Raw genomic sequence first — 1,632 nt, 5'->3', positions numbered from 1 at the left:
ACAGAGGTTTATGCTAGGCTGGGTCGCCTTAGCGACGGGATGGATGGGATCACGGGCGCTGACCGTCGACAAGATAGCGTGGTCAGCACTATCAGCCGCACGCCGCGACGGCCGGCAATGGCCGGTGCGACGCAACGACGATGCCGGGATTGGCGTTCAGGTCGCTTTGAGGCGGGTGAAGAGGACGAGGTTGTAGGCCACGACCGAGGACCAGACGTAAGCCTTGAAGTGATCAAGGCCGCGCCAGGTGCAGCGTGCCAAACCGTAGGCGCGCTTCAGGCATGATATGCCGGCTTCGATGCCGGCGCGGAAGTTGCGCAGCTTGCGATAGACCCACTTGCTTTTGACCATGTCCTCGATCCTGAGGCCGGCTTTCTTGTGGAAGGCCATGTCGCAGACGCCCCACGCCTTCGCCGTGGCCAGGTTGTCACGAGTGGCGAAGCCGCCATCGGCCGCCGCTTGCCGCGGCGCTTGGCCGTAGAGGTCGATGTGGCGCTCCAGCATCGGCAGCAAGCGGTCGCTGTCGGCCGGGTTGCCTGCTTCGATCACCAGATCGAGGATCAAGCCGCTCCTGCCGGTGGTCAGGTTGAGCTTGTGACCGTACTCGGTATCGCGGCTGCCTTTGACGATGATATCGGCATGCTCTTCGAACAGGCTGACCAGCTTCTCGCCGGCCGCTACCTGCTCGCCGGCCAACACCCGCCGCTCGCTCTGTCTGATGATGCGTTCGACCAGCGGCTGATAATGATGGACCTGGAGTTGCCACAGAGCGATGGCCGGTGTGATCGCAACGGCCAATCGCTCGCTCGCCTGCTTCAGATAGGCCAAGGTCGCGTGGGTGATCGCGATCAGCTCGCGGTAGAGTTGGACCCGATTGGGTCGACCGCGCGTGAACTGGATCTTGCGGGCGCGCTTCTTGGCTGCGCGGCAATGATCACGCCACTCAAGGCCGGCGCCCCCGATCAAGGCGTCGGCCCGCTTCAGCAGGCGCACCATGACCCGCACAGCATCCCAAAGCAGGCTGCTGTCGCTCGGTTCGTGCATGAGTGCCGAGGTCACGGTGCTGTCCAGCCGCACGACCGCGCCGTCTTCGAGCTTCGCCTGCCGAGCACCCGACAGCAATGCCCTATTGATCTGCTCCCAGGTCTCGGACCGGATCGCACTGATGGTCCTTTGCAGCACCGACTTCTGTGGGCTCCATGACCATGGTAGGCGGGCAAAGGCTCGGAACGACGCCGAGTCCTCGAGATGGAACGCCAGCTCCTGATAAGTCAGCTGCCGATATTGCTTGAGCAGCGCGCAACGCAGCACTGCTTCGGCGGGCAGTCCCCGCCGTCCAGTCGCCTTGACGCCATGTCGACGCAGGTCGCGCGCCACCGCGCCAAGCAGATCGCGATGCTTATCCAGCCATTGCGACATCGCTTTCAGTTCATGGCCGATCTCGTGTACGGCGAAAACATCGAATATGCTGGCTTGGACGGTGCGTTCTTGGCGCATTGTCGGCTCCGGCGGTGGCGGGGACTTGGACTCAGTGGCATGATCCAAGATACCTGAAACCGCCGGGCCTTGCTCGCGCAAAGATGCGATTCAGCTAACAAAATCAAACGCTTGTCGTTTGCGGACGGAAACTAG

The 1,632-nt window shown here is 62.6% G+C and carries 1 protein-coding gene; it reads right to left on the bottom strand.

Annotation, left to right across the window (positions count from 1 at the left end):
• Positions 1–156: 156 nt before the first annotated feature.
• Positions 157–1,497 (bottom strand): ISNCY family transposase, encoded by a 1,341-nt coding sequence (locus tag NKI19_RS32625; RefSeq protein ID WP_352493699.1) that lies wholly within the window; start codon positions 1,495–1,497, stop codon positions 157–159.
• Positions 1,498–1,632: the final 135 nt, after the last annotated feature.

The sequence above is a fragment of the Mesorhizobium sp. M0751 genome, assembly GCF_040320265.1.
GTDB lineage: Bacteria > Pseudomonadota > Alphaproteobacteria > Rhizobiales > Rhizobiaceae > Mesorhizobium.
This window is presented reverse-complemented; position numbering and strand designations above follow the sequence as displayed.